Origin of the sequence: Acinetobacter sp. SwsAc2, assembly GCF_013391465.1 — a bacterium.
Taxonomy (GTDB): domain Bacteria; phylum Pseudomonadota; class Gammaproteobacteria; order Pseudomonadales; family Moraxellaceae; genus Acinetobacter; species Acinetobacter johnsonii.
Map to the genome: position 1 here is coordinate 13,186 of NZ_JACBEZ010000027.1, position 22,711 is coordinate 35,896.

Below are 22,711 nucleotides of genomic sequence, written 5' to 3' on the forward strand. Positions count from 1 at the left end.
CACACACTAGTTTATTTCACTAGTATATTTTTAGGTTAATAGTTTTTTTCACTGTTTTTAATATTATAATCTAGGTAAATCGCCATTTTTGTCGCGCTAAAATTCTAAACATAGGAAATTTATAATGCGTAAATTAGATCGGATTGATCAGCAGATTTTAGACATTTTGCAGCGCGATGGACGAATTGCGATTAGTGAATTGGCTTCTCGCGTTAACCTCTCAACTACACCCTGTTCAGAGCGTGTCAAACGCTTAGAGCGTGATGGTATTATCATGGGTTACTACGCACGCCTCAATCCACAACTGGTCGATCGAAACTTATTGGTGTTTTTAGAGATTAAGCTGTCAGCCAAGTCTGGCGATGTGTTTGATCAAGTGGCACGTGACTTGGTCGAAATTCCTGAAGTTTTAGAATGCCATCTGATTTCAGGTGAATTCGATTATTTGGTCAAAGCCCGTTTAAAAGAAATGAGTGCTTACCGACGCCTATTGGGTGATTTACTGAAAAAACTGCCCTCTTCAGCATCATCGCACAGTTATATTGTGATGGAAGAAGTCAAAGAAAGTTTTTATTTGGACATTCGCTAACAGCTTATTAAAAATACGCATTTTAAAAATGCATTCATTTTAAATATTTAAAACCTATCGATTCCCTATTGGAAGTTCTGCACCATGTTTAACAAACTCATGTCTAGTCTTGGCTTACAAGGCATTCAAGTCGATACTCGTCTACACACCACCGCACCACAAGCGGGTCAAGCCATTCAGGGTGAGGTTATTTTTAAAGGTGCCGCGTCTAATAAAATTATCAACGGTATTTATTTAAAGCTCATGACCACAGCCGAGGTTGAGTCAGATGATGCTGAGTACAATAGCGCGTTAAGTATTGCCGAATGGCACATTAGCGGGGCTTTTGAGTTACAAGCCCATCAGTCACATACATTTCCTTTTTCGATTCAACTACCCTTTGAAACGCCAGTTACAGATGTGCCTTGCCGCGTCAATAAAACCCGAGTGTGGTTACATACACATTTAGATGTGGACTGGGGGCTCGATGCCACGGATAAAGACTATTTACAAATTTTACCGACACCAGCTATGCAGGCGTTTATTCAAGCCATGCAGCAATGCGGTTTTCAGTTGATGACCGTCGATGTTGAAAAAGGTCAACTACGAGGCAATGGCTTCCACTCAAGCATTGGTTGTTATCAAGAACTTGAATTTAAACCTACGCAATTGTTCAACAGCATCAATGAAGTTGAAGTGTCCTTTGTGGCAGAGCAACATCAAACCCATGTGCTTTTAGAAGTGGATCGTAAATTTCGTGGTGATGGCTTCAACAGCCTTACCATTCTCCATCAGCAAGCCAATCCTGCACAGTTAGTGAATGAAATTAGACGTATGTTGGGACTTTAATTTTTAATCCCTGCGCACGACTGTTTAAATGTAGAAAATCGTGCGCAGTCGAAAAAGGCGTTATTTAAATCCTGTCCGAATGAAATTCTGTCTGAGTTAAATAAAGTCCAAGACATCGGCAAAGGTTTTAATTCGTGCTTTAGGTGCGGCTTCCGTCAACTCTTGATCAGAACCATAACCATATTCCACCGCAATGGTTTCAATGCCGTTGCGACGTGCACCCAAAATGTCATGCTCACGATCGCCGACCATCAGACATTCTTCTGCTTTTAACTGCTCTTTTTCTAAAATATAAGCAATCAACTCTCCCTTATTGGTGCGCTCACCGTTCAGCTCACTGCCATAAGGATGCACGAAGTATTGCAGTAAATTGAAATGCTCTAAGATTTGACGGGCATAGACTTCTGGTTTTGCTGTCGCCAAATATAAGTGATAGCCCTGCTCGGTCAGTTTTTTTAAGGTCGGTTCAACATCGGCAAATAAATGGTTTTCATATAAACCTTTCACCGCAAAACGCTCACGATAGCCCAATAAAGCTTGCTCTGCCAAAACATCGTCCACTGTAACATTTAAGAGTTTTGCCAAAGACGCTTTTAGGGGTGGCCCAATAATCCAGTCAATGTTTAGATCTTCAGCAATGGGATGTCCGACTTTGTTTAAGCCATAACGCGCACTGGCGGTAATGCCAACTTTCGGATCTGTTAATGTTCCATCTAAATCTAGCAAAATATGTTTAATCACAGCTGATCCTTCTTGGGCTTTAAATAAAATACTATCGAGAGTTCTGCCAAAGTTGCCTATACTATCGCAAATTTTCGCAACAAGGATATTTCTGTGCGCCCAACCGTACTGTGCTTTTCTGGTTTAGACCCTTCAGGTGGTGCTGGTTTACAGGCCGATATCGAAGCGATTGGTCAAAGTGGTGCGCATGCAGCCATTGCGTGTACAGCACTCACTGTTCAAAACTCGCAACAAGTGTTTGGCTTTGAAGCGACATCAAAAGAATTGCTGTTAGCTCAGGCACACGCTGTTGTCGGTGATTTACCGATTAAAGCCGTAAAGTCTGGCATGTTAGGCACTACAGATAATATTGCAGCACTGGCTGAGTTTCTACGTGAACATCCTGAGTACAAGTATGTGCTCGACCCTGTTTTAGTGGCAAACAGTGGCGGTTCACTGGGTGATCAAGCCACCTTGGTCAAAGCCTTTGTTGAGCTGATCCCATTGGCGGACATTATTACCCCAAATACAGTTGAATTACGGGCGTTAACGGGTCTCGATGACTTAGACGCCGCAACACAAAAACTGTTTGAAATGGGTGCCAAAGCGGTACTGGTCAAAGGTGGTCATGAAGACACACCTGACTATATTCGTAATGCCCTGTTTGTGAATGGCAAGCTCATTTCTGAAACTCGCTGCCCGCGTTTAGCAGGCGAATATCACGGTTCAGGTTGTTCGCTGGCGAGTTTTATTGCAGGTCGTTTGGCGCAAGGTGACAGTGTTAAAGTTGCAGTACATCATGCCGAAACATGGCTCTTTGGCGTATTAAAACAGGCAGAAACACCTGTTGAAGGCGGTCAAAAAATTCCAAAGCGTTTTTAAGTTAGAAAAAAACTACAAAGATAAAAGCCAGTCCATGAAGAAATAGACTGGCTTTTTTTAAATTCTAGATTTTATTTTCGGCACAAAATGAATCAGTCACCTTTGGAATGGGGTATTTAACTATCTTGATGACGTTGTTTTAAATGTGCCACATGCTCACGGTTGGTTTTCCATGACTTTTCTAACACTTCTTTTTCAATCCGAAGCTGAATCCGTTTCAGTTTCATCGCTGGAATCACTTCTGTGTTAAAGGTCTTAATATAATCGACCCATGCTTTACCTTTAAATACCGTACTGGGCATCGCAGTTTTAAACTCGCATTCAGGCATGAACACCACAGCAGAATGGATATAATCTACATCGACAATATCTTGCAACACACTTTGCAGCACTTTGACGTGTTTATAATTTTGATGCAGCGGATTTTGAAATTTAAAGCTCTTTTTATAAATTTTCTGCGTCCACATCTTTTGACGCTCACCACCAAAAATCCAGCCCTTATAGTTTTTGGTTTCAATCACAAAAACACCAAAAGGGCTCAATACAATATGGTCTATTTGAGTTGTCCCGCCCTGCTCATCAGGCAAAGTCACATCGTTAATTAAAATATAACGCTCATCCAAATATAATTTTACATGTGCTTGAACCGCGAACTCTCCAAACTTCCCTTTCAGATAGGGCTTAAACGCTTTTAAAAGGCCAATCCCGAACAAGATCAGAAGCATCCACCACAGTTCTGAAAACACATTCCCCACAATTTGACTCATCATATTATTCATCGTTATTTGAGTTAGAGACACGATTCTTTAAAAGAATATAGATTAAAAGACAAAGTCCTTATTTTTAAATTATTAAACTAAAATACGAGCGTAAAAACTCCGAAACACACGCTCAATTCGCAATTTTCTCAAGTTTCAATAAAATATCTTTATTATCCAGACCGCCTGCAAAGCCGACCAATTTTCCATTCGCACCCACAACCCGATGGCACGGTGCAATAATTGAAATTGGATTTTTGCCATTAGCCGCACCCACTGCACGAACGGCTTTGACATTACCAATCTGTAGCGCAATATCTTTATAGCTTCGGGTTTCACCAAACGGAATTTGTAATAAAGCCTGCCAAACTTGCTTCTGAAAATCTGTCCCCGCAAAATCCAAAGGCAAATCAAAACATTGACGCTTTGCCGCAAAATACTCGCTCAACTGTCGTTCAGTTTCCAGCAAAATCGGATGCTGATTGTATTCAACCAACTCAGCTAAGCGTACCCGTTTGGGGTTTTCATTTTCCCACAATACGGCAACCAAGGCTTGATCATGTGCCACCAGTCTCAGTACCCCGACAGGAGATGGCATATATTTAAAAAATAAGCGCATGGTTCACCAAAAAATTGTCTATGTATGCAACATTATGACGATGAAAGTTTCATCAGTACAAGCCCAGAAATAATTAAAACCGCAGCGAGCATCCTCATGGCATTGGCTGGTTCACCCAAAATCAAAATACCAACCAAAAATGAACCAATCGCGCCAATCCCTGTCCAAACCGTATAGGCAGTACCCAAAGGTAAGGTCTTCATGGCATAAGACAGCAGCGCAAAACTGGCCACCATAAATACGAGGGTTAAAATACTCGGCGTCAGTTTAGTAAAACCATCCGATACTTTCATCGCATAGGCCCAAACCACTTCGAGCAAACCTGCAACAATTAAAATCACCCATGCCATACGCCACATACCTTTTACATAGAACAGAAACAACAAAGCTTCAAACGAAGGCTCGCTTGAAGCTCTACATATTTGAATGAATTTAGCTGGATGAGAGTTTCATCAAAATCAGGCCCGATACAATCAGCACCGCAGCAAACATCCGCATAGCCGTTGCTGGCTCACCTAAAATAAAAATCCCCACCAAGAAAGATCCAATCGCACCAATTCCTGTCCAAATGGTATACGCGGTCCCTAGCGGCAAGGTTCGCATTGCATAGGCCAGTAAACCAAAACTTAAAATCATGAACACAATGGTGATGATGCTGGGTGTGAGCTTGCTAAACCCTTCGGACAACTTCATTGAATATGCCCAAACGATTTCAAACAGACCCGCAAAGATAAGAAAAACCCAAGCCATGCTACTGACTCCTCTTTACTAGAGTCAGGCCGTCCTGACGAATTTTCTCAATATGAGGGAGGTCGTTCCTCCTAAATATGCCTCAAATTATAGCAAAGAGTGCACCAAAATGAATTATTTTTACACTTAGAAATCATGGAAGCGCAAAAAAGAGTGATCTGAATCAGCAGATCACTCTTTCAGCACAACCTTAGTGCAATCTCAGATATTTACTTTAAACCTAAACGTCCGACTTAAAACTTAAAGCGAATACCCATTCCATACTGCCAACCTTTCTCTTCGTCACTTTCCGCTTGCCAAGCCGTCGCTTCATTGCCTTTGCTATATTCATAGGCAATGTCCACATAAGGCATGACTTTTTTGCTGATTTCATAACGTGTCTCAAGGCCGACGGCGGTGCTACTTATACCCGATTTTTTGGCATATTTAGAGTCATCACTGAAAATAATATTCAGATCTAAATAAGGTTTAAAAATCAGCTTTTGGGTCAGTAACAAGTCCCGCTCGGTTTCTAAACTAAACGCAGCATAGTTGTCTGCACCAGCATATACGTAAGCATCAGTTTCAAAGAAATACGGCGCTAAACCATGTAAGCCAAGCACCCCATCCACTTTTTCTTCCGTATCCCATCCCTGCTGTTCACGCTCCACTTTTTCAGCTCGGTAACGTGCACCCGCCTGTACATCCCAAAAGTCTGAAATCATACGGCTATATAGCACTTTGGTATCATACTCAGCCTTATGCGATTCCTGCTTATCTGCATGTACTTTGATAAACAACTTATTTTCATCTGTCCCGATACGGGTTTCAAACTCAGACTTTAAACCTCCATCGCCATCTTCATTCAGTAACCATTTGTTATCGACAGTAGTGACCGCATAAATTTGCGCACCGTGCTCTTTGCTGTGATCATGCGTATGTGCTGTTGAATCATGATTCATCTGTTGCACATGGTGTGCGCTAGACTGTGGAACAGCTTGAGTTGGAGTAGTCATCGCCTGATGCTGTGTATGTTGTGACATCACGGACTCAGTTGTCATGGACATATTTGCATTTGCTTCAGCAGGCATATGATGCCCTTCATGCGCCATAACCGTAGCACTCATCAACACGAAAGAACTGCTCAATATGCTTTTTGAAAAAAGATTAATGGTGCGCATGATGATCTCCTTTCTGAACCTTCGACTGCTTGCTTGGTTGAGTCTGAGCTTGCTTCTCCGATGAAGGCAGACCAACCGCATTTTTCTGTTTCTGCATCTGAGCATGTTCATCGGCACTATACTGATGATGCTCATGTGCCATTTCTTTGGACTGATCTTGGCTTGTAGATTTGGCTTTTTGTTTTTCATGCTGTGCATGAGATTCGGCAGCCATGGCTAACGAACTCAATAAGACACTAAGAGCTAAAGTAAAACCTGAAAAAAGATTAGTGATGCGCATGTTCATCTCCTTTTGGTTCAACTTGAGCTGCTGTTTTTTGCTCTTGAATTGGGCTGGTGGACACTTGACTATCACTCACATTAGCCACAATCAGTTTATTCATCATGCCTGAGCTCATGTGGTAAAGCAGATGACAGTGAATGGCCCATTCGCCCAACTCATCGGCAGTCAGTAAAGCGGTCACTGTTTTGCCTGGTGGCACAATCAAAGTGTGCTTATTCGGCATATCAACGGCGGCTTGCCCATTTTCCAGTTGCATAAACATACCGTGCAAATGCATTGGATGAGCCATCATGCTGTCATTGATAAATTTGATCCGAATACGCTCACCGTACTTCACTTTCAACGGTTCAGCGTCGCTAAATTTTTTCCCGTTGATGGTCCACAAATAGCGCTCCATAGTTCCACCCAAACGAATCACTAACTCGCTCGTCGCCTCACGGGTATCTTTTTGAGGCTCTAAAGATTTCAGATCGCTATATTGCAATGCCTTATCACCTTTAGGCGTAGAGGCATTCGCCCACCCATACACTGGTGTAACAGCTTCCTGTACCGAACTTGCTGTCGTATTCTGTTGCGCATGACCCATCTGTGTATGATCCATCTCAGACATGGTTTCATGATTCATCTTCGAATGATCCATACCAGCCATCGCCGCATGATTCATTTTTGAATGATCCATACCAGCCATCGTTTCATGATTCATCTTTGAGTGATCCATTGCAGGCATTGTTTCATGGTTCATCTGTGTATGATCCATACCTGAATGTTCTGAGCCGTGCCCCATATCTTCCATGGTCAACAATGAGCGTGGACGCGGCGCAGGCATATGTATGCTCTGTGCCATTGGGGTCAACTCATTGTGTAAAGTTCCAATGGCGTAGCCTGAACGGTCAATCGACTCTGCTTCAATTTGATAATGCCCTGCTTTCGGCTCCACAATCACATCATAAGTTTCAGCAGTTCCAATCCGGAACTCATCCACTGGAACGGGTTTGACGGGTTGACCATCTGCACTGACCACGGTCATTTTTAAGTGAGGAATACGGATATCAAAAAAAGACATGGCTGAGGCATTGATAAAACGCAACCGAACCTTCTCGTTCGGCTTAAACATACCTGTCCAGTTCTGCTCAGGCGTTTTACCATTAATAAGGAAGGTATAGCCCGTGACATCCGACAGATCCGTTTTTAGCATGCGCATTTGGTTCCACATGGAACGGTCTTGCCACGCGGCTTTTAAGCCATCGCGCTGTACTTGTTTCCACACCTCAGCAACGGTTTCACGCTGATTTTGATAATATTCGGCAGAAATCTTTAAATTCTTCTGAATTTGTTCACTACTCTGCTCATGGAAGTCCGATAACATCACCACATAATCACGTTCAGTTTTTTCATGCTGAGCTAAAGGCTTTTTATCTTTGGGATAAATAACCAATGCGCCATACAGCCCATCTTGTTCCTGTCCTTTAGAATGCGCATGGTACCAATAGGTGCCACTTTGGCGCACTTTGAACTTATAGACAAATTCGCTCTTCGGCTGAATACCATTAAAACCGTTAAAACCTGGTACACCATCCATCAGCCCCGGCAGAAGTAAACCATGCCAGTGGATCGATGAATCCTGCTTTTTTAAGTTGTTTTTAACCCGAATGACCGCATCGTCGCCCTCCTCAAATTCAAGCAAGGGAGCTGGAAACTGTCCGTTGACACTAATCCGCTTGAGCGACTTACCAGTTAAATTGACGGGACTTTCATCAATCACCAATTGGTATTCTTTGACTGCGGCAAAGCTCCAAGAAGATGACATCAGACATATCCCAAGGATGAGGTTTTGTTTAAATTGAATAGACATGACTAAATCCTAATAATTTTAAAAATAAAGTTTTAAAAATCAGGATTAGGCTTTAGGAGGACGTAGAATTTCTTGCCAATAGCCCACTAAATGTTGAGCTTGATAACGAAAATGGGGGGATGATTGTACTAAAGCGGCTTCAAGCTGAACGAATGCAAGTGGTTCAACGTCTAAAAGTGTCAGCGTCGTTTGGCAGTGATACTGTGCACACTCCTGACACTGAACTTGCTTATTTTGCAGCATATCCGACGCATGACAATTGCTCTTTGCTATCATGTCGCTTTGAGCCATATGCATTTGATGTCCAGAGACTGGACTCGATGATTTCGTTTGATGACAGTCGGGCAGGCTTTGCCTGCCTGTTGCATGCGCAGAACTTTGCTCACTGGTTGCAGCCTGAATACTCAGCTGCATCATTTGATGCATCGGCGCTGCCGAAGCTTGGGCAATACCACTCCACCCCATTACCAAAGTAATGAGTAAGACAAACCAAGAATGTGTCTTGAGCAATGAACGCACAATCAATCCTATTTAGTCAGTGAAGAATGATATCTCAACGCAACAAAACGCTCTTTGCATGTAAATGCCTGACCTTTTGTTGCTGATCCCAATCAACAGGATAAGCAAAGAATGGCTTATACACAAGATTATAAATTTAAATTCAATTACTGCGACAGTTTAGCCACTACGCAGACTTAAACAATAAAGTTATTTTTTAAACAGGGCCATTTTTAAGTAAAGATGAATAAAGCATCAGTAACAATCAGGCTTTCACAGCATAAAAAAGGACTCAAATGAGTCCTTTTTATACATTTAACGTCTAAATACTAAACCATTGCTGTGTAAACGTTTGAATATTAATCAAGTTATCCATATCGTTATCAACATAGATATCCACCAGTTTATCCATAAAGTTATCCACAACCTGTATAGCATTTATACCTATGAGCTTAAACCTTTACCGCACCCACTTTTGCAAGCTCTGCACGCATATCATCAATCACAGCTTTATAATCTGGTTTTCCAAAAATAGCTGAACCAGCAACAAACATATCTGCACCCGCTTCTGCAATCTCGCGAATATTTGCAGGTGACACACCACCATCCACTTCTAAACGAATATCACGCCCTGAAGCATCAATAATTTTGCGTGCTTCACGTAGTTTGTCTAAAGTCATCGGAATAAACTTTTGACCGCCGAAACCTGGGTTCACACTCATCAACAAAATTTGATCGACTTTATCAAGCACATAATCTAAATAATGTAACGGCGTTGCTGGGTTAAAGACCAAACCCGCTTTTGCACCGCCTGATTTAATCAACTGTAAAGAACGGTCAATATGGTCAGAGGCTTCTGGATGAAAGGTAATAATGTCCGCGCCTGCTTCTAAGAAGTCACCAATCATGCGATCGACAGGTTTAACCATCAAATGCACATCAATCGGGGCTTTGATGCCGTAGTTCTTGAGTGCCTTACAAATACCCGCACCAAAAGTCAGGTTTGGCACATAGTGGTTATCCATCACATCAAAGTGAACCACGTCTGCACCTGCTGCAAGTACATGTTCAACGTCTTCACCTAAACGGGCAAAGTCAGCAGAGAGAATAGATGGTGCAATTAAATAAGGCTTGGACATGCGTGTACCTGGCTTATACAAAAGGGAATGAACGCATTATAGCAAATTCAGCTTTTGAACTGGGACTTGTGAAAAAAGAAAGCGTTAAGCTTTCTAAATTTGCAACGTAGCGTTGCAACATTCAACTTTTCATTTGGCTTGAAACTGTTATGGTAAGTGATCAATCGACGAGGTAAATATGAAAAGTACTGCGGATATTGTCACGACAGATGCGGCTCGAATTGCAAAACGACTGGTGAATCATTGGAAACATAAGTTTGCAATCGAACAAGAACCCAGTAGTTTTACCATTATCATGTCTGAAGCACGGGTCCTTTTAAGTCCTCAAGCCGAACATCTACATGTAAGCATTGAGGCGAGTGAAGAAAAATTGAGTCACTTAGAACACGTGGTCTTAGACCACCTGATCCGTATGGGACAAACGCCACTCACAGCAACATGGACACAAGTTTAAGTCAACGGCTGAATGAATTAGTTTGATAACCGTTGCTGTTGGTTAAATTGGCGAATAGCTGCAATACGCTCTTGGGTCGCAGGGTGACTTTGGAAAAATGAACCAATGCCACCGTCCTCCTCTTCTTCGGACTTCCCTTGCGGCTGCTTTTCTTCCTCTTCGGCACGTGCCTCATCTTCCATACGTGCTAAAAAGTTTGCCAAATGTAAGCTGGAGATATGGTTTTTATCCAGCACTTGCATGGCATACAAGTCCGCATCACTTTCAAAATTGCGTGAATAACTGGCACCAACCAAAGCCACGGGCAAAGTTGTAAATAAGGCCGAACTGTCCCCCGTCACCGCAATCAATAGCACACTAAAACCTAAACTGGATAAGGCTTGCTGTAAGCTATGTCGCTCGACCAAGTGCCCTTGCTCATGTGCTAAAACCCCAATAATTTCATGATCATCTTTAGCTAAATTAACCAGTTCATCGGTCAGAATAATGGTGTTGTTTGGCAGCGCTAAAGCATTCGTTCCAATTTGTCCACCTGCACGAAACAATACTTTGGCAGGTTGCCCATTGGCAACAAGGTCTTGATAGCTTTGCATGATTTGTTTTTGACGTGCAAGAGGGACAGTCGAAGGTCCCGTCAGCTTAAACACTTGTTCTTGCGCTTCATCGCCGAGTTTATAGATGGTATCGGCAGGTAGTTGCATCGCGACATAATGTGCTGCGCTTGGAATACCCCATCTTAAAATGGCAAAGATAAAAGCGGCAACAAACACCACACTAAATAAGATGAGACTTGGTGAGCGTTCTAATTTCCAAATCGAATGCTGTACATGCTTTTTGTTCAGCTCAAACCAGTCAGGCAATGCTTGTGGAAATTCAATCCGTGCATCATCTTTCAACTCAATCACAGGTTGAATCTGCCCCAATGCCCCAATCAACTGCATATCGGCATAGTAATAACGACGCTGCTGCTGGTTATAACAGATCAACACCGTTTCTCGGTCTATCGGTGCAATCGTGGCTGGATAAGGCTTAGAAATCTGCCCATCGTAAAAGATGATGTTTTGTTCCTGCATTTAAGCCTCGTTACAGCGAAATATCGATGTCAAAAATATCACTCAGCTCTTCAGCAATAGCATTCGGGTCATCTTGAGCCAAATTGTACATACGATCTGGATCATTTTTTAGGGTTAAAGTTAATGACTCAATTTGATACTGATACAAACGCACCGCAGCCCATGCCGATAACAAACCGAGCGAAAGAATTTTTAAAATCCAGTTGGTCATCACGATCCATGCATAATGCATTTGACCACAGTCCGTTTGGAAAGGACTACGCCCCAACGTGGCTTTATTCCATGTGGTAATAAAAATACGAGCCATCATCAACGGCCAAATCATAAAAGCAGCAATCATATAAATCACCGCCACGATGATCCCAAACTGGGTTGGAGAACTGCTCCCAACTTGAAGAGTGAAGGCAACAAATAACCCTAAAACAAACACGATCCCAATAAACAAAAACACTGGGACATACATGGCACGCATATAGTCAGGCCAATCGGCATGTAGCTCAAAACGTAACTGCCCAAGTTGTAAATTATCCAGCGTATATTTTTTAAAATACCAAAACAGCACAGGGAAAAAGATCCCGAGGGTAAAGATGTAAATCAAAATGCCTTTCAGCGCCAAGATATAGGCTTCTTTGGTCGTGCCTGTAAAATAAAAGCGGCTATTACCAAATTTACTGTTTCTGGCACGAAAGCGAATAGTAGAACGTACCAACCACGGTACAAGTAGAAATATGATGAGGAAACCAATTAAAGAAGCTTGCCAAGATACCTGAGCCAAAGCTGAAGCGCCAAAGTACACGCCCAAAGCAATAATTCGACCAATCAGAATGCGTGTAGGTACACCCGTAAAGTCAAACTTGCGGCGATAAAACACCGTGTTGCCATAAAAATAGCGTAAGCGTCTAACCTTCGCCCAAGGTGCATATAAACTAAAGGTAACAATGGTCAATAAGATATTCACAATCCAAATGCCAAAGTACTCTCGGGCATTACCACGGAACTGGAAACGAAAGGTCTGTCCCAAATAGGCGTTTGGCTCATCCGTGGGAACGGCTGGTGGAGGTGGCCAGCTTGCTTCAAAAGAAGCCTCTACAGGTGGCAAAGATGCCTCTGAATTTTGCATGTATACCCTATCTATTATTTTACTGTTTTATTTTTTAAGAACAAAAAATCAATCACCCAACCATGTTAATGCCAGTGCTGGATGATTTCTAGTCAAAAATTAAGAATAAATATGACAAATCAAGATTTAAGATTCGAGCTGTACGGCATGAAACTGCAGGTGATCATCAATAAAACTTTGAATAAAATAATAACCATGGTCATAGCCTGCATGTTCGCGCAGCGTCAGTGGCTGGCCCGCAGCCTGACAAGCTTGCTGAAATAATGCAGGATTGAGCTGGCTATAAAACTGATCACTCAAACCCTGATCAATTAAAATATCAGTAAAATGAGTTGTTTTTGTTTGGACCAAAGCGCTTGCATCATGTTTCAGCCACTCAGCTTGATCTGAACCTAAATAGTTTGAAAACGCTTTTTCGCCCCAAGGACATTGGCTTGGTGCACAAATCGGAGCAAATGCAGACACCGACTTAAACTTCTCAGGATGTTTCAAGGCCAAAGTTAAAGCGCCATGACCGCCCATGCTGTGCCCGAAAATCCCAATACGCTCTGCTTGTACAGCAAATTGCTGAATCACTAAATCATACAACTCTTCAACAACATAGCTTTCCATCTGGAAATGCTCAGCCCACGGCGCTTGGGTGGCATTAATATAAAAACCTGCCCCTTGCCCAATATCCCAATGATCACCTTGCGCAACCTGTTCACCACGAGGAGAAGTATCAGGCGTTACCAAAATCAGACCTAGCTGTGCTGCTAAACGCTGTGCGTGCGCTTTAATAGCAAAGGTATCTTCAGTACAGGTTAAACCTGCCAAATAAAATAATGTTGGACACGCTTGCCCTGCTAACGCTTGAGCGGGTAAATAAATACCAAACCTGCTCTCGCCTTGAAGGCTGATGGAATTAAATCGGTAAATACGCTGTTCACCATCAAAACTACGATTAGATTGTACTAATTCCATCAGGGTTCCTTTTTAGATCCAAATTAAGGGGTAGCAACAGCTTTAGGTGGAAACAAGCGCTGTTCAAGTTGTGGAAGCATCAGCTCCATATTTTTACCCATCGACCACTGTGGTTCAGACGGTTCAAAACCTTGTGCTGTTTCCCATTGACTCACAGTCTTTTGTGCTTGGCTAAAAGCAGTTTCTATACTGTTTTGTTCACGCATTGCTTGATCAAAAAACGCCCGACCAAAATAAGTATAATCGGCTTCATTGGTACAACCAAAAGACTGACGGTCTGCTGCCGAAGCAGTAATGATCAAGGTATTGTCATTTTGCAGTGCAGGCACAAAACTCCCTGAGAAACACGATGAAATAACAATCACACGCCAGCGAATACCCGATGCATCTAAGGTTTCACGTAACCATTTCGGGTCGACCTGAGTTAAGTCTAAAGGTGCATTTTCCATTTCGAACTGGTTCGGTAAACCATGCGAAGTCATATATAAAAATAACACATCGCTTTCACGGTTCATCTGCTGTCCCATACGACGCAGCGCCATTTCAATACTGTGTTTAGAGGCAATCGGAATTTCTGTTCGTGTAGCAGGGTTATTCACCAACATCATCGAACGGCCCAACGTACCAAAACGCGTATCGAACTGTTCTTTTATTCGCTCGACTTCTGAACGGAATACATCTTGATAACTCGCTCCCGCCACACCAAGGAAATACCAATGTGACTGGGCAAATTCGCCATATTGCACAGACTCTAGTGCTTTATTCAGTAAACGACTTTGTGCATAAAAGGCATCTTCTGCAAAGGTTGATGGCGTTTCTTCTACTTTCCAAATCGGCTGACTGGTCACTGACATTTGCCAAACCACAAGGGTAAACAGCGTAGCCAAGACAATCAGAGCACGCTCCCACCAAGGCCATTTCAGCTCACGCGAAAACACCCACACCACCGCCAAACTCTGCCAAACAAACAGTACCATGAACACATTCGGCAGGTAGTCGTAGAAGAAATACGGCAGGACATCAACCATGCCCAAATATTGGATAAAACTTTGTAATAACGCGATATGCGTATCCAACACCAACCAGAGCAGTGCTGGTACCAACATCAAACGTGGATTATTCACCCGTTGAGACAGAAAAATCCCAACAATCAGGGCAATAAAAGGCCAAAGTGCGTAACTGACCAAACCTTGTGGGTTAAAGTCACCGATCTCTCCTGCGCTCAACCAGCTAAATAAAGTATTGGCTGAACCACCTAAAATCCCCCAGAAGATGAGCTGCATAATCGAAGGATGGACAATTTGCAAAGAGCGTCGTGAACCTAGAAACAACCACATCCCCGCAGTTTGGTTGCTTTTAAAATCATGCCAAAAGTTGATGGAGGGTTTGAAGTCGATCATAAGATTCTAATTAAATTGTGACTTGCGTAGGGACACACTAAGTTTATGCTTGATCAGCATTTTATCAATGATGTTTTTAACTATATAACAAATCTTTGCATACTTTTGAAGCAGTCTTCCACTTCAGTCTAAGCGTTCATGCTGAAAATAGGCATCAAAACGGCATGCATCCCCCAGCCACTGATGAGTGGTTTCTTGATTTGCCAAAAATACGGCCAAGCGAGGACGTTTGACCACCACCCGTTTTGCCACTTTTTGCGCTAAGCCAAGCAGATTATCGCCCAGATCCATTTCACCATCTTCAGGCAATAACATATGTAAAAGCTGCATTTGCTTTTTCACTTGTGCCTGTTTTTTCACCGCTTGCTGATTTTGATCCCGTTGCGGAAACATCGGATCTAGATAAACCACATCGACCGTATTGCCCTGCTCTGCTTGTTGCTGCAGATACTGTGCGGAATCTGAAAAAACCAAGTGAATTCGAGTCACTACAGGGTTTAAAAATGCATCTTGCAAAGCCTGTTCCTTACTTGACTCTAACAAGGTGAATAAAATGGGATGGCGTTCGACCAAAGTGACATTGGCGCCCAAATGTGCCATGAGCAGTGAATCATGCCCAAGCCCTGCCGTTGCATCAATAAGCTTAGGTTTTTCAGTCAAGTGGCAAGCACGAGCAATCATTTCAGACTTTAACGACGCACGCTTTAAACGTGGAACTTCAGCTTTCCAATCCGGCTGCATTTTCATGCCATTGGCACAAAGCCAAAGCCCATCGGCATCGGCACACAGACCCAGTTCAGGATGAAAACGGAAGAAACGTGCATTTAACTTTTCGGCGACTTCGATGCTGACCTCGACACCACGAGAAAAAAGCACAGCAACATAGTGCTGTGCTTTTTCTAAATGCTCTTGTTCCACATATAAGCGCATTGGGCTTACCATAACTTCCAACCCGTAAAGGCAAACAATAGAATCACTAAACCTGAAGCGATGCGATACCATGCAAAAATCATGAAATCACGCTTCGCCACATAAGCGACTAAAGCACGAATCAACAGTAAAGCCGAGATAAAAGAAACAATAATGCCTGTTGCCAATACGATCCAATCTTGTTGTCCGTCAAACACATGCGCACTTTGGTACAAATCTAACAGACCCGCACCAATAATTACTGGAATACCCAAGAAGAATGAAAACTCAGTGGCTGCTTTGCGCGATACACCTAAGAACATCGCGCCAATAATGGTTGCCCCCGAACGTGATGTCCCTGGAATTAAAGACAACACTTGAATCAGACCAATCCAAATCGCATCTTTGATACTCAGGTCTTCAACTTCATGGACGCGCTCTTGTGGCGGATGCTTTTCAATCCAAATAATAATCAAGCCACCCACAATCAAACCAATAGCAATGGCAATATCATTAAATAAAAGCTCTTTCACCGTTTGACCAAATGTCAGACCAATCAGCACAATAGGAATCGACGCTAAAATTAGCCCAATCCCGAGACGGCGACCTTGGGGTTCACCACTAAAAATCCCCGTTGCTGCCCCCCACAAACGTGCCCAATATTCATAAATGACGGCTGCAATTGCCCCCATTTGAATGGCGATCACAAAGACATCACTTTTTTCTTTGGTCCAGAAATTCATGAGTTCTGAAGCTAAAATTAAATGTCCAGTACTCGAAATGGGTAAGAATTCAGTAATACCTTCAACAATACCCATAATTGCCGCTTTGAGCAGCAGTAAAAGATCCATAAAAAAACCCTAATTATGCTTTGCCCTGTTCCGGGATTTTTTTCCAAGCGTTATCACGTAAATAGACTGGAAGTGCAAGTTCAGCACTCACCCAGTGTTGTTGCTGTGCATTCTTGCGCGCAATTGTGGCAATATCTTGCGCAGTTGCACTTAAATCTTTGTATTGTATTTGTGATGGGTCAATTAAGGTTGCGCCTGAACCAACTAAAGTAAACGGTGTACATTCAGTAGCCGCGGCATAGCTTAGAAGCTGTTCTTCATCGACGGCTTGCATGATGCCGTCCGTATCTAATTGAAAACTTGCAATATAGACTTCACTCATGCGAGCGTCTAAAACTGCGGTGACTGTGGTTAGACCGTGCACACGATGTGCAGCTTGTGCGAGCGCTTGTAAAGTTGAAACAGGAACCACAGGCAAATCATTCGACCATGCCAAAGCTTGAGTCACGGCGGCATTAATACGAACGCCGCTAAAAGAACCAGGACCACGACTAAAAGCGATACAAGACAAATCTTCTGTCTTTATATCCAACTGTAAAAACCCTTGTTCAATCATTGGCAGAATCGTTTGCGTTTGTGCTTTTGCGCGCGTATCCAATTGGAAAAAAAGTTCTTGATTTTCATCTACAATAGAGACGGAACACTGCTCATTTGCAGATTCCAATGCCAGCACTTTCATGCACAACCTTAATGATTTAATCTATAAAAACGTGGCTATGATACTCCACTCAAAAGCACTAGGCGAGATGTTCTCGGAACAGAGCTAAAAAAGCCTAGAAAAATCTAGGCTGAATGGGAAAAAATAAGCTTATAACTGTGCCGGCTCTAAATCGATAAATTGTTTAAAGTGTTCTGCATAATGCAGTGCACTCATTTTCAAACGAGCCTCAGCCGTTTCATCCAAAGTTTTGACGACTTTACCCGGTGAGCCCATAACCAGAGAATTATCTGGAATGACTTTACCTTCTGGAATCAGTGCATTCGCACCAATAATACAATTTTTACCAATCACGGCATTGTTTAAAACGACGGCATTAATCCCAATCAGACTATTATCCCCCACTGTGCAACCATGCAACATGGCTTGATGCCCAATCGTGACATAATTGCCAATATTCATTTCAATCCCAGCATCGGTATGTAAAACCGCATTTTCCTGAATATTGGTAAAGTCCCCTAAACGAATTTTGCAATTGTCTGCACGTACGACCGCCCCAAACCAAATACTAACCTGTTGTCCCAATTGGACTTGACCGATCACTGTAGCATTTTCCGCAACCCAACCATTCCATGGTTGATGCATTGCTTGTGGGGAATGACCTTTAAATTTGTACAACATATTTTTTCCTTAAAATACTCAACTTACTTGGGGAACCGAAAAGTCGGGGAATTGACTAAAAATGGCCACTCTTTATGATAGCCCAAACCATATTGAAATAATGCAACCAACATCCGTGCTGTCAGCCCCCAAACAATTTCATTTTCCACCCGCATACTCGGAAAATAGAGAGATTGATGGGCAAAACGAACTTCATAAGGCACCGCCGGCACTTCCATCAGCTGTTTGAGTGAAGCAAAGAAAATACGATCAATTTCAGTCGGCTGGGCAACCAGTTCAACTTCAGGCGGAATCAGCCCGACCACAGGTTTGACCAACATGCCATTACGGGCCTTTTGCATTGGCAAATCACCGAGCAGCTGTACGTCAAAAGGATTCAGCGCGGTTTCTTCGTAGGCTTCACGTAAGGCAACCACGATATTACTGGTATCTTGCGGATCTCTTTTCCCGCCAGGAAAAGACACTTCGCCAGCATGATTAGATAGATAAACAGAGCGGCGGGTCAGTAAAACTTTGGGATCGTCTTCATTGGTGATCGCGATTAACACAGCTGCATCTGCCGATTTAATTTTGCTTGAAAACCGTAACTGTTGCTGCAGTATGCGTGTTAATGAATGTTCATCCATTGAACGTCGTCCCATCATTATTTTTTTCATCATAGCTGAATTTGATACTGAAAAAAGAGAAATGATGCCAAAATTTAATTTTTAAGTTATGCTGAGTCTGAACTTTATCATTGATGATGAATATGGACTTTTGCAGCAATTGCGGACAAAAAACAACAGAACAAATCCCTCTTGGCGACCATCAATTGCGTCGTGTTTGCACCTCTTGTAGTTCTATTCATTATGTGAACCCTAAAGTGATTTGTGGTGCACTCGCACTTTGGGAAAATAAAGTATTGTTATGCCGCCGCGCTATTGAACCGCGTTATGGGCTATGGACTTTACCAGCAGGTTACATGGAGTTGTTTGAAACCATGGAACAAGGTGCTGCACGCGAAACCCGTGAAGAAGCGGAAGCGGAAGTTGAAATCGAACAGCTATATTGCATGTACAATATTCCGCGTATTGGTCAAATTTATGTGCTCTTCAAAGCGAACTTAGTGGATGGAAAATTCGGTGCTGGCGAAGAAAGCATCGAATGTCGTTTATTTGAAGAAGATGAAATTCCTTGGTCAGAACTGGCTTTCCCTAGTGTCGAACATACCTTACGTCACTATTTTGCCGACCGTAAAAGTAATCAATTTAATCTTCATCTCGAAACCCTAGGTACACGCTTAGACCATACAGGTTAATGTTGCCTAATATCAAAAAGCCCATCGATGATGGGCTTTTTTTTTGTGTTTACAACGATATTATTTTGCTAACACCTTATAGCAATCAGCAATTTCTATTGAAACTTCGCCTTCACGGAAGTCTGCGGCTGCTTGATTGGCAATGCTATTTTTTTCATAATAGTTACTCAAATACGCCTTATAGATATTGGTCCACTTTACCCCTGCACCAGAAAAATCACTGAGAGAAATATAAGCACTTTCATTTACATTGGCAGACAATAAATTACCGAGATTAACACGTGCTCCACCAATCACTGTAGAGGTCTGTTTTCCTTCACTATTCACATCACTCACAATATTGGTATTTGCACCAATAACTGCACCATCAATTTTATCAAAGATAGGATTTGCCAAGAGGATACGGAAGGTTACAGCTTTATTTGAAGTATCTGTCGCACCCAGTGTTCCAATTCGGTACTGTACTTGATTGTTATCTGTCGTTAAGGTTGCACCCGTTGTTAGTAGCGGTGTACATGCTGTCGTTTTATTACTAGCGGACTGCATATCAGTACGAATATCTCCCGACTCATCAATTGCAATACCTAAGGCTACGCTATCACTAGAGTTTTTTGCCTTAAAAATTAAGTTGGCATACAGTGGAAAAATATACTTCTGCCCAGCCGCTACATTGCTCTTCGACTTAAATACATCATTATCTAAATAGCCAATTGGAAAAATTTTAAAGGCATCAAATGAACCTTTGAAAGTATCTGTGCCATAGTTTTGCTGCCATAAACCATAGGATGATGGGCTAGCATTCGGATCCTTGGTTAATTGTTTATAAAATTTTTCCGTCCCTGCAATCAAATAATCATTAAACAGTTTGCCTTGGGTAATGGTGAAATCATCCGAATTTGGATCTGTCAGATTAAACTTAAACGGTTGCTGAATACTTTTGGTCAAGGGATTAACCCAAGACGTTTGCGCTAAAGCATTCATTTTGGCAGGTTCAATATTTTTCAGTAAATCGACCGTCACACTGGTTGCCAAATCACTGCCTAATTGTTCTTTTAATGGCCCACGCCACTGTACCCCTGAACCAAAGGTATAACCTTGTCGATCCGTTAGAATAATAAAGCTTCCAATTAAATGACGAAGATTAGCAGGACTGGTCTTACAGTCTGTAGCATTACAACCATATAAGCCTTGTGGTAAACCAATCCCTGTCTTGTCCGATAGGGCATTTGCAAAAATCGGGAAGTCCGCTTGATAGGTGGCAGAGTTATTCATGAGCACCAATGTTTGGACCACTTTAAAAGCATCCTCATTGCTGACTTGACTGACATCAATCCATGGTCGGATTTTATCGACATACGCTCCTGAGGCATAATCTTCAGCACTAATTGATGCCAAGAGGAGTGATAAGTCTGCTTTTTTAGAGGCTAAAATACCAAAAGGTTGTACATCGCCAGCCACGCCAGCACCACGCTCTAGACCTAAAACTTGAAAAATTTTCGCCAAAGCCATCGCAATTTTTACGGTCTTATCGTTTGGACTCAAACTGGTTGCAGCCGTTCCACCATTTAACCCTTTTGCCATATCTAAAATACTAAGGCGTGGCAGTGAGGCTGAAACCGTACTCACATTGCCAATTTCAGACAAAGGAACTGTACCGAGTTCGACTTGTTTATCAGAACTTCCCGTCAACAAGAAGTGAATTTTGTCCCCTTCAGAGCACCGACCTGTTGCCGCATTGGTTTTCGGCTCCATCAAAGTCATATACGTATTATCGGGGTCGCTACTACAGACAAAGTTAATCCCATCAACTGGATAATCCAAGGCAAACTCAACACAGTTTTTATCTTTCAGCAAACAGCTTCCGTTGACAGAATTCACTTGATTCGGCTCTGGATTCACATTGGCACTTTCTCCACCACAACCAGCTAAGGCAACAACCAATGTCGACAAGGTAAATGGCCATAAAATTTGTTTTTTCATTTTCATACTCTATTTATTTTTAGCGAATTGCGATTAATTTTAACTGACCATGATTGGTTAGAACTTTATGTTCGACATCGACAGCAGAAGAGAGTGGTGTCAACAATAAATAATGACTTTGTTCAGGTACATGTAAAATACCTGCGATCATTTCATGCGATAGCATAGAGGGTGAGTTTTCATCATTTTTAAACCCTCCTGCCCCTTCAAGCACACAGGCATTTTGGTCTAAGAACACAGCAAAAGGCCAATAAAATGTGGGATCATTTTGTGTAGATGCATACGAATTTAATTGAATATTTTGAATATTGCTGTCCACTTTGATGATTTCAAATTCAAAATTTTCTTTGATCGGCTTTTTCGGCCAAACATTAATATCGTGATTGGCTTGTAAGCTTTTTGCTTTTTTCAGCTTTTTATCCTTAAAACAAGTTTGTCCTAAGCTAGCGATCGTGTCTTGTTGTGACATTCGGTAATAGGTCGAGGCTAAGGCAATCGGTGCTAAATTGTCTTTTTGCTTTGATTTAAACATAGCGTTAAGGACAGATTTACTCACTCCTTTTTCTCGCTCAATGACCTGAAAGCGAGTCGTTCCAGTTTTATGATCAATCACCCCTTCAGGCATGGTATAAAAACGGCGTTTGCCTTCTAAGTTAAATTCACGGTCTTCTAAATATTCGTTGCGAACATAATCAGTTCCATCCATTTGATTAAACATGCTTGAGAATGCAGTTGATTTCTCTGCACTTACCAAATCCGTATGAGTTATGCTTTGGGGCGTTGATGCAGGCTTAATGGTTTGAGTACTACTCACTGAGGCTTGCGGGATCTGCTGAGTGGTTTCAATCACTTTTTGTTGAACCTGCACTTTGGTTTCAGTTTTGCTGAATGGACGCTCAGCCTGAATCACTGTAGAAGAAGTGACTTGCTTCTCAGCAGAAAGTTTCTTTTTTGGCGCAGGCTTTGTATCTGGTAAATGAGCCTTCATTTCGGTTACAGGCTGTATCGGCTGTGGTGCAAATTCCTGAGCGGGCATTAGTAGTGGTACTCTGACCTCAGAGACTTCATGCGTTTCCTTTTCTTCCTGCTTACGGCCCGGTTTCACTTGCTTTTCTGGGGACTCACTGGCTTTGCCTTGTACCACCATCGGTCTACCATCTGGACCAATAATCGTAAAAAACTCTCCCGCAAAACTTGCATTCGAAATCCAACCCAATAAGCATAGTGATGAGGGCAATAAAATCCTT

General features: G+C 42.3%; 26 protein-coding genes. 5 read left to right on the plus strand and 21 right to left on the minus strand.

Annotated elements, in window-relative coordinates:
* Positions 1-124 precede the first annotated feature (124 nt).
* Both HYI04_RS12105 and HYI04_RS12110 read left to right on the plus strand, forming a co-directional pair.
* Complete coding sequence (locus HYI04_RS12105) at positions 125-589, plus strand: Lrp/AsnC ligand binding domain-containing protein (RefSeq protein WP_004694947.1); 465 nt, start codon at positions 125-127, stop codon at positions 587-589.
* Positions 590-673: 84 nt separating this feature from the next.
* Positions 674-1,417 carry a sporulation protein gene (locus HYI04_RS12110; protein WP_159153687.1) on the plus strand — a complete coding sequence of 248 codons (744 nt, stop codon included), beginning with the start codon at positions 674-676 and terminating at the stop codon, positions 1,415-1,417.
* Positions 1,418-1,513: 96 nt separating this feature from the next.
* Here the strand turns inward: HYI04_RS12110 and HYI04_RS12115 are convergent, their stop codons facing one another.
* Positions 1,514-2,158, minus strand: coding sequence for an HAD-IA family hydrolase (locus HYI04_RS12115; protein ID WP_159153688.1), 645 nt, complete (start codon positions 2,156-2,158; stop codon positions 1,514-1,516).
* A 93-nt stretch (positions 2,159-2,251) separates the two neighbouring features.
* Here HYI04_RS12115 and HYI04_RS12120 point away from each other — a divergent pair, with 93 nt between their 5' ends.
* Entirely contained in the window at positions 2,252-3,019 is a 768-nt protein-coding gene (locus HYI04_RS12120) for a hydroxymethylpyrimidine/phosphomethylpyrimidine kinase (RefSeq protein WP_159153689.1), read from the plus strand.
* Between the two features lie 116 nt (positions 3,020-3,135).
* Here the strand turns inward: HYI04_RS12120 and HYI04_RS12125 are convergent, their stop codons facing one another.
* The 9 genes from HYI04_RS12125 to rpe form a co-directional block, all read right to left on the minus strand.
* Positions 3,136-3,789 (minus strand): nuclease-related domain-containing protein, encoded by a 654-nt coding sequence (locus HYI04_RS12125; protein ID WP_372239173.1) that lies wholly within the window; start codon positions 3,787-3,789, stop codon positions 3,136-3,138.
* A gap of 121 nt (positions 3,790-3,910) precedes the next feature.
* Positions 3,911-4,396: a methylated-DNA--[protein]-cysteine S-methyltransferase gene (locus HYI04_RS12130; RefSeq protein ID WP_159153691.1), complete on the minus strand. Its 486-nt coding sequence runs from the start codon at positions 4,394-4,396 to the stop codon at positions 3,911-3,913.
* Between the two features lie 32 nt (positions 4,397-4,428).
* Positions 4,429-4,746, minus strand: a complete 318-nt coding sequence (gene sugE / locus HYI04_RS12135) for a quaternary ammonium compound efflux SMR transporter SugE (RefSeq protein WP_010325989.1) — start codon at positions 4,744-4,746, stop codon at positions 4,429-4,431.
* 82 nt (positions 4,747-4,828) lie between these two features.
* Entirely contained in the window at positions 4,829-5,146 is a 318-nt protein-coding gene (gene sugE / locus HYI04_RS12140) for a quaternary ammonium compound efflux SMR transporter SugE (RefSeq protein ID WP_005400191.1), read from the minus strand.
* Positions 5,147-5,379: 233 nt separating this feature from the next.
* Positions 5,380-6,306, minus strand: a complete 927-nt coding sequence (locus HYI04_RS12145) for a copper resistance protein B (RefSeq protein WP_159153692.1) — start codon at positions 6,304-6,306, stop codon at positions 5,380-5,382.
* Positions 6,293-6,586 (minus strand): hypothetical protein, encoded by a 294-nt coding sequence (locus HYI04_RS12150; RefSeq protein ID WP_062034177.1) that lies wholly within the window; start codon positions 6,584-6,586, stop codon positions 6,293-6,295. The genes HYI04_RS12145 and HYI04_RS12150 overlap by 14 nt, the downstream gene beginning before the upstream one ends.
* Positions 6,573-8,441, minus strand: coding sequence for a copper resistance system multicopper oxidase (locus HYI04_RS12155; protein ID WP_159153693.1), 1,869 nt, complete (start codon positions 8,439-8,441; stop codon positions 6,573-6,575). The genes HYI04_RS12150 and HYI04_RS12155 overlap by 14 nt, the downstream gene beginning before the upstream one ends.
* 45 nt (positions 8,442-8,486) lie before the next feature.
* Positions 8,487-8,960 (minus strand): hypothetical protein, encoded by a 474-nt coding sequence (locus HYI04_RS12160; protein ID WP_159153694.1) that lies wholly within the window; start codon positions 8,958-8,960, stop codon positions 8,487-8,489.
* 431 nt (positions 8,961-9,391) lie between these two features.
* Positions 9,392-10,078 carry a ribulose-phosphate 3-epimerase gene (rpe, locus tag HYI04_RS12165; protein ID WP_004694978.1) on the minus strand — a complete coding sequence of 229 codons (687 nt, stop codon included), beginning with the start codon at positions 10,076-10,078 and terminating at the stop codon, positions 9,392-9,394.
* A 178-nt stretch (positions 10,079-10,256) separates the two neighbouring features.
* Here rpe and HYI04_RS12170 point away from each other — a divergent pair, with 178 nt between their 5' ends.
* Positions 10,257-10,532 carry a DUF2218 domain-containing protein gene (locus tag HYI04_RS12170; protein ID WP_178896203.1) on the plus strand — a complete coding sequence of 92 codons (276 nt, stop codon included), beginning with the start codon at positions 10,257-10,259 and terminating at the stop codon, positions 10,530-10,532.
* A 17-nt stretch (positions 10,533-10,549) separates the two neighbouring features.
* Here HYI04_RS12170 and HYI04_RS12175 read toward each other — a convergent pair whose 3' ends face one another.
* From HYI04_RS12175 to HYI04_RS12215, 9 genes are all read right to left on the minus strand, one after another.
* Positions 10,550-11,605: a M48 family metallopeptidase gene (locus HYI04_RS12175; RefSeq protein ID WP_178896204.1), complete on the minus strand. Its 1,056-nt coding sequence runs from the start codon at positions 11,603-11,605 to the stop codon at positions 10,550-10,552.
* A gap of 10 nt (positions 11,606-11,615) precedes the next feature.
* Complete coding sequence (locus tag HYI04_RS12180; protein WP_004694984.1) at positions 11,616-12,725, minus strand: YjgN family protein; 1,110 nt, start codon at positions 12,723-12,725, stop codon at positions 11,616-11,618.
* 126 nt (positions 12,726-12,851) lie between these two features.
* Complete coding sequence (gene fghA / locus HYI04_RS12185) at positions 12,852-13,688, minus strand: S-formylglutathione hydrolase (protein ID WP_178896205.1); 837 nt, start codon at positions 13,686-13,688, stop codon at positions 12,852-12,854.
* A 23-nt stretch (positions 13,689-13,711) separates the two neighbouring features.
* Positions 13,712-15,088, minus strand: coding sequence for a C13 family peptidase (locus tag HYI04_RS12190; protein ID WP_159153698.1), 1,377 nt, complete (start codon positions 15,086-15,088; stop codon positions 13,712-13,714).
* Positions 15,089-15,211: 123 nt separating this feature from the next.
* Entirely contained in the window at positions 15,212-16,030 is an 819-nt protein-coding gene (locus HYI04_RS12195) for a class I SAM-dependent methyltransferase (RefSeq protein ID WP_159153699.1), read from the minus strand.
* Entirely contained in the window at positions 16,024-16,848 is an 825-nt protein-coding gene (locus tag HYI04_RS12200) for an undecaprenyl-diphosphate phosphatase (RefSeq protein WP_005400203.1), read from the minus strand. Before HYI04_RS12200 ends, HYI04_RS12195 begins: the two co-directional genes overlap by 7 nt.
* Positions 16,849-16,861: 13 nt before the next feature.
* Positions 16,862-17,527: a tRNA (adenosine(37)-N6)-threonylcarbamoyltransferase complex dimerization subunit type 1 TsaB gene (gene tsaB / locus HYI04_RS12205; protein WP_010325977.1), complete on the minus strand. Its 666-nt coding sequence runs from the start codon at positions 17,525-17,527 to the stop codon at positions 16,862-16,864.
* A gap of 129 nt (positions 17,528-17,656) precedes the next feature.
* Complete coding sequence (locus HYI04_RS12210; protein WP_178896206.1) at positions 17,657-18,187, minus strand: gamma carbonic anhydrase family protein; 531 nt, start codon at positions 18,185-18,187, stop codon at positions 17,657-17,659.
* A gap of 23 nt (positions 18,188-18,210) precedes the next feature.
* Positions 18,211-18,813 carry a CoA pyrophosphatase gene (locus HYI04_RS12215; protein WP_004984200.1) on the minus strand — a complete coding sequence of 201 codons (603 nt, stop codon included), beginning with the start codon at positions 18,811-18,813 and terminating at the stop codon, positions 18,211-18,213.
* A gap of 122 nt (positions 18,814-18,935) precedes the next feature.
* Here HYI04_RS12215 and HYI04_RS12220 point away from each other — a divergent pair, with 122 nt between their 5' ends.
* Positions 18,936-19,484 (plus strand): NUDIX hydrolase, encoded by a 549-nt coding sequence (locus tag HYI04_RS12220; RefSeq protein ID WP_010325974.1) that lies wholly within the window; start codon positions 18,936-18,938, stop codon positions 19,482-19,484.
* 60 nt (positions 19,485-19,544) lie between these two features.
* On the opposite strand, the gene HYI04_RS12225 is transcribed toward HYI04_RS12220, so the two are convergent.
* Positions 19,545-21,464 carry a flagellar protein FilF gene (locus HYI04_RS12225; RefSeq protein WP_178896207.1) on the minus strand — a complete coding sequence of 640 codons (1,920 nt, stop codon included), beginning with the start codon at positions 21,462-21,464 and terminating at the stop codon, positions 19,545-19,547.
* Positions 21,465-21,483: 19 nt separating this feature from the next.
* Positions 21,484-22,701 carry a putative pilus assembly protein FilE gene (gene filE / locus HYI04_RS12230; protein ID WP_256732997.1) on the minus strand — a complete coding sequence of 406 codons (1,218 nt, stop codon included), beginning with the start codon at positions 22,699-22,701 and terminating at the stop codon, positions 21,484-21,486.
* Positions 22,702-22,711 lie beyond the last annotated feature (10 nt).

Coding starts and splice junctions, on each gene's coding strand:
- HYI04_RS12105 (WP_004694947.1), top strand. CDS start 125: ATGCGTAAATTAGATCGGATTGATCAGCAGATTTTAGACATTTTGCAG.
- HYI04_RS12110 (WP_159153687.1), top strand. CDS start 674: ATGTTTAACAAACTCATGTCTAGTCTTGGCTTACAAGGCATTCAAGTC.
- HYI04_RS12125 (WP_372239173.1), bottom strand. CDS start 3,789: ATGATGAGTCAAATTGTGGGGAATGTGTTTTCAGAACTGTGGTGGATG.
- HYI04_RS12130 (WP_159153691.1), bottom strand. CDS start 4,396: ATGCGCTTATTTTTTAAATATATGCCATCTCCTGTCGGGGTACTGAGA.
- sugE (WP_010325989.1), bottom strand. CDS start 4,746: ATGGCATGGGTGATTTTAATTGTTGCAGGTTTGCTCGAAGTGGTTTGG.
- sugE (WP_005400191.1), bottom strand. CDS start 5,146: ATGGCTTGGGTTTTTCTTATCTTTGCGGGTCTGTTTGAAATCGTTTGG.
- HYI04_RS12145 (WP_159153692.1), bottom strand. CDS start 6,306: ATGCGCACCATTAATCTTTTTTCAAAAAGCATATTGAGCAGTTCTTTC.
- HYI04_RS12150 (WP_062034177.1), bottom strand. CDS start 6,586: ATGCGCATCACTAATCTTTTTTCAGGTTTTACTTTAGCTCTTAGTGTC.
- HYI04_RS12155 (WP_159153693.1), bottom strand. CDS start 8,441: ATGTCTATTCAATTTAAACAAAACCTCATCCTTGGGATATGTCTGATG.
- rpe (WP_004694978.1), bottom strand. CDS start 10,078: ATGTCCAAGCCTTATTTAATTGCACCATCTATTCTCTCTGCTGACTTT.
- HYI04_RS12170 (WP_178896203.1), top strand. CDS start 10,257: ATGAAAAGTACTGCGGATATTGTCACGACAGATGCGGCTCGAATTGCA.
- HYI04_RS12175 (WP_178896204.1), bottom strand. CDS start 11,605: ATGCAGGAACAAAACATCATCTTTTACGATGGGCAGATTTCTAAGCCT.
- HYI04_RS12180 (WP_004694984.1), bottom strand. CDS start 12,725: ATGCAAAATTCAGAGGCATCTTTGCCACCTGTAGAGGCTTCTTTTGAA.
- fghA (WP_178896205.1), bottom strand. CDS start 13,688: ATGGAATTAGTACAATCTAATCGTAGTTTTGATGGTGAACAGCGTATT.
- HYI04_RS12190 (WP_159153698.1), bottom strand. CDS start 15,088: ATGATCGACTTCAAACCCTCCATCAACTTTTGGCATGATTTTAAAAGC.
- HYI04_RS12195 (WP_159153699.1), bottom strand. CDS start 16,030: ATGGTAAGCCCAATGCGCTTATATGTGGAACAAGAGCATTTAGAAAAA.
- HYI04_RS12200 (WP_005400203.1), bottom strand. CDS start 16,848: ATGGATCTTTTACTGCTGCTCAAAGCGGCAATTATGGGTATTGTTGAA.
- tsaB (WP_010325977.1), bottom strand. CDS start 17,527: ATGAAAGTGCTGGCATTGGAATCTGCAAATGAGCAGTGTTCCGTCTCT.
- HYI04_RS12210 (WP_178896206.1), bottom strand. CDS start 18,187: ATGTTGTACAAATTTAAAGGTCATTCCCCACAAGCAATGCATCAACCA.
- HYI04_RS12215 (WP_004984200.1), bottom strand. CDS start 18,813: ATGGATGAACATTCATTAACACGCATACTGCAGCAACAGTTACGGTTT.
- HYI04_RS12220 (WP_010325974.1), top strand. CDS start 18,936: ATGGACTTTTGCAGCAATTGCGGACAAAAAACAACAGAACAAATCCCT.
- HYI04_RS12225 (WP_178896207.1), bottom strand. CDS start 21,464: ATGAAAAAACAAATTTTATGGCCATTTACCTTGTCGACATTGGTTGTT.